A 3,901-nucleotide genomic window follows, 5' to 3' on the forward strand; every position below is an offset into this window, starting at 1 on the left:
TGGTGGCGTTGCTGTTGCCCAGTCTGTTTTATTCATCGCAGGCCGGCTGGGCCTTGCTGGTCGCTGCCTTCATTGGCGTTGCCGCCTGGGAGTGGGGGGCATTGCTCTGTTGGCCGAGTACCCATCGCATCATCCTCGGCGTAGCGACGGCGCTGTTTTGCGCGCTCTTGTCTGTCATCGTTCCGGAAGCTATCGGGGCCAGCAAACTCCATGCGCCAGGGCAGTCCTGGGCACTGCTCGTCTATGCGGTTGCTGCAGTTTTCTGGTGTCTGGTCATGCCGCTCTGGCTAAAAAACAAGTGGTCGCTTGGCGGTTTTTCGGGTCTTTTGGTCGGCGCCGTGGTTCTGTTGCCGACCTGGTTGGCCATGGTCCAGTTACGAATGCTTGGCGCCGGAGCGTTGCTCGGTATTTTCGCCGTTGTCTGGATGGCGGACATCGCCGCCTATTTTTCCGGAAAAGCTTTCGGCAAGCACAAGCTGGCGCCGACGATCAGCCCGGGCAAGACCTGGGAAGGCGCCATCGGCGCTGGCGTTGGTGTGATTATTTACGGCCTGGTGGTTCGCCAATTGTTTGGCTTGGAATTTATGTCCTTGCTGCCGTGGATCGCTGCGCTGGTTGGCGTGACGGCTGTCAGCATCGTTGGCGATCTCTACGAGTCATTACTCAAACGCAAGGCCGGCATTAAAGACAGCAGCAACATTCTTCCTGGTCATGGTGGTGTGCTTGATCGCATTGACAGCCTGACCTCGACACTGCCCGTCGTCGCCCTTGTCTGGCTCTTGTTCGTGGCACGGTGAGCGCGATCTTGCAGAACATCACCGTACTCGGTTCGACCGGCTCGATTGGGGTCAGCACGCTGGATGTGATCCGGCGTCATCCGGATCGCTATCGGGCTTTTGCGCTTTGCGCGCATAGTCAGCTTGAAAAACTGTTCGAGCAGTGCGTCGAATTTCGTCCGCGCTTCGCTGTTCTCCGTGACGCCCATCTGGCGGACCAGCTTGCCAAGCGCTGTCGTGCCAGCGGCCTGGATACGGAAATCCGCTACGGCGTCGAATCACTTGTCGAATTGTCGTCCCGGCCGGAAGTTGATGCGGTGATGGCGGCGATCGTCGGTGCGGCCGGGCTCGAACCAACGCTCGCTGCGGCGCGTGCCGGTAAGAAAGTCATGCTGGCCAATAAGGAAGTGCTGGTCATGGCAGGCGAGCTGTTTATGCATGCGGTGCGTGAGCATGGTGCATCGCTGCTTCCGGTCGACAGCGAACACAATGCCATTTTTCAGTCGCTGCCCGGTGATTTCGCGCGGGGGCTGACCCAATGCGGCGTCCAGAAAATCCTGTTGACCGCTTCCGGTGGTCCATTCCGCAACACGCCGTTGGCCAATCTGGCCAACGTGACCCCGGATCAGGCCTGTGCTCATCCGAATTGGGTGATGGGGCGCAAGATTTCTGTCGACTCGGCAACCATGATGAACAAGGGGCTGGAAGTCATTGAGGCGCGCTGGCTGTTTGATGCCTCGCCGGAAATGATCCAGGTCGTCGTTCATCCGCAAAGTGTCATTCACTCCGCCGTTCAGTACGTAGATGGTTCGGTCATGGCGCAAATGGGCAACCCTGATATGCGGACGCCCATCGCTTATGCGATGGCTTGGCCCGAGCGCATTGCCGCCGGGGTCGAACCACTGGATCTGTTCAAAATTGCCCGTCTCGATTTTGTGGCGCCGGATTTCGAACGATTCCGTTGCCTGCAACTGGCCTACAACGTGCTGCATGAGGGCGGCACGGCACCCGCCATCCTTAATGCTGCCAATGAAGTTGCGGTCGCCGCTTTTCTCGAAGGGGCTTTACCATTTCTCGGTATTGCGCAGCTCGATGAAGCGGTTCTGCAAGCTTTGCCAGCCGGTCCGGAAGGTAGTCTGGCCGATGTGCTGGCGGCCGATGCAGAGGCACGTGGGTTGGCGCATGAAATGGTTCGGGAACGCAGTTTCGCGTGAACAATATCCTGTTTTACCTCGCTGCCTTTCTGGTTGTCCTTGGCGTCCTGATCGTCTTTCATGAACTGGGGCACTACTGCGCGGCACGATTGTGTGGCGTGAAGGTACTCGGGTTTTCCGTTGGCTTCGGCAGGATCCTGTGGAAAAAGCAGCTGGGAAAAGATCGGACCGAATGGGCGATCAGTATTTTTCCGCTGGGTGGCTACGTGAAAATGCTCGATGAGCGTGAAGGCGAGGTCGCAGAAGAAGAAGTTCATCGCGCCTTCAATCGCCAGGGGGTCGGCAAGCGCAGCATCATCGTTGCGGCCGGGCCGCTAGCCAACTTTGTGCTGGCAATCCTGATCTATTGGGCTGTATTCATGCATGGTAGCGAGGAGTTGCTGCCTGTGCTTGGTACTCCAGCGGTAGGTACGCCGGCTGCCGCGGCTGCCATCGCCAATGGTGAGCAGGTCAGGGCAGTCGACGGTCAGTCGGTGGCAACCTGGAATGACCTGCGCTGGGCACTGCTGCAGAAGGCAGTTGATCAAGAAAGCGTTGCGCTTGAAGTGGTTAACGAACGCGACGATATAGCTGTTCGCCATCTCTATTTGACTGCAGCCGGGGAGCAGGGCTGGGAAGGTGATGCCCTGGAGCGCCTGGGCGTGCGCTTCTATCGCCCCGATCTGCCGGCGGTGATCGGTAAAGTCGTCACCCATGGTGTCGCCTACCGGGTTGGCTTGTTGCCAGGTGACCGGGTTTTGTCGATTGCCGGAAAGGATGTTGCCTCCTGGTACGAACTGGTCGCAATCATTCGCGACTCAGCGAGCAAATCGATCCATCTTGAAGTGGAGCGTCAGGGAGGGATTGTTGCGGTCGACTTGGTGCCCGAGGCCGTTTCGGAGCGCGGGCAGACAGTTGGAAAGATCGGCGTGGCGGTTGCTGAAAGCCCGATGCCTCGTCGGGAGGTAAAAACCTTTATTAGCTATGGCGTCGCAGAGGCCGCCGGCAAAGCACTTGAAGAAACCTGGAACAAGTCAATATTCAGCCTGGTTATGATGGGCAAGATGTTGACGGGTGAGGTTTCATGGAAAAACCTGTCGGGACCGGTGACGATCGCCGACTATGCCGGCCAGTCAGCGCGTCTTGGGCTGGAGTATTACCTCAAGTTCATGGCGCTGGTCAGCATCAGCCTGGGGGTGTTGAATCTGCTGCCCATACCGGTGCTGGATGGCGGCCATTTGTTGTATCATATGATTGAAGTCGTCATGCGTAGGCCGCTTTCGGAGCGCGCCATGGAAATTGGGCAGCAACTCGGTCTGTCCATTCTATTCGCCTTGATGGCTTTCGCCTTTTTTAATGACTTGACTCGCCTGTTTAACGGCTGAACGATGAAAAAATCCCTGTTGTCCGTCCTGATTGCTGGCCTGTTTTCGACATCTGCGCTGGCTTTCGAACCTTTTGCGGTCAAGGACATCCGGGTCGAAGGTATTCAGCGTACCGAGGCGGGTACGGTTTTCGGATATCTGCCGGTCAAGGTCGGCGAAACGCTGACTGACGAAAAGGCGGCGCAGTCGATCAAGGCGTTATTCGCCACCGGCTTCTTCAAAGATGTGCGGATCGAAGTCGAGAAGGATGTCATGGTCGTTGTCGTCCAGGAGCGGCCAGCAATTGCGACGATCAATTTTGTCGGGCTCAAGGAATTCGATAAGGATGTCATCGTCAAGGCACTCAAGGAGACAGGGATTGCCGATGGGCGCATCTTCGACCGCGCCTTGCTGGAAAAGGCCGAGCAGGAACTCAAGCGCCAGTACCTGACGCGGGGCAAATATGCGGCCAATATCACGACGACCGTGACCCCACTTGAGCGGAATCGTGTTGGCATCAATTTCAATATCGAAGAAGGTGCTGCCGCCAAGATCAAACAGATCAATC

The 3,901-nt window shown here is 57.4% G+C and carries 4 protein-coding genes; all 4 read left to right on the top strand.

Annotated features, from left to right (window positions below; translation table 11 throughout):
* Positions 1-2: 2 nt before the first annotated feature.
* The gene (locus ADADOO_RS08435; protein ID WP_511276673.1) at positions 3-797 is read left to right on the top strand and encodes a phosphatidate cytidylyltransferase; all 795 of its coding nucleotides are present in this window, start codon (positions 3-5) and stop codon (positions 795-797) included.
* Positions 794-1,990, top strand: a complete 1,197-nt coding sequence (ispC, locus tag ADADOO_RS08440) for a 1-deoxy-D-xylulose-5-phosphate reductoisomerase (protein WP_511276675.1) — start codon at positions 794-796, stop codon at positions 1,988-1,990. The genes ADADOO_RS08435 and ispC overlap by 4 nt, the downstream gene beginning before the upstream one ends.
* Positions 1,987-3,354 carry an RIP metalloprotease RseP gene (rseP, locus tag ADADOO_RS08445; RefSeq protein WP_511276677.1) on the top strand — a complete coding sequence of 456 codons (1,368 nt, stop codon included), beginning with the start codon at positions 1,987-1,989 and terminating at the stop codon, positions 3,352-3,354. Before ispC ends, rseP begins: the two co-directional genes overlap by 4 nt.
* A 3-nt stretch (positions 3,355-3,357) precedes the next feature.
* Positions 3,358-3,901 (top strand): POTRA domain-containing protein (locus ADADOO_RS08450; RefSeq protein ID WP_511276679.1); only part of this gene is annotated, 544 nt, incomplete at its 3' end.

Origin of the sequence: Azonexus sp., assembly GCF_036170495.1 — a bacterium.
In the GTDB taxonomy this organism is placed as follows: Bacteria; Pseudomonadota; Gammaproteobacteria; order Burkholderiales; family Rhodocyclaceae; genus Azonexus.